The 249-nt window shown below is 66.3% G+C and carries 1 protein-coding gene; it reads right to left on the bottom strand.

The features are described 5' to 3' along the window. Positions 1 to 249 (bottom strand): hypothetical protein (locus AC6UDF_RS07370; RefSeq protein WP_500724237.1); only part of this gene is annotated, 249 nt, incomplete at both ends.

Below are 249 nucleotides of genomic sequence, written 5' to 3'. Positions count from 1 at the left end.
CGCATCCAGCGTGTCCTGGGTGATGTCGTTGTTGCAAGACAGCGAGAGCCGGCGGTCATCGGGCCGCATCGCCACCTTCTGCACGATCACCTGCGGCGCGCGCTGCGCCACCGCATCGGCGGCGTGGGTGTAGTTCAGGCTGGTATAGCTGGATTGCGCCTGCCGTGACCCGAGCAGGGCGCCGGATTGCATGTAGAACTCTTCCACCTGCACATGTGCCGGCAACGCGTCGCGCGCGATCGCATCGGC

Source organism: Fructilactobacillus sp. X2R6C1 (assembly GCF_059901295.1).
This window is presented reverse-complemented; position numbering and strand designations above follow the sequence as displayed.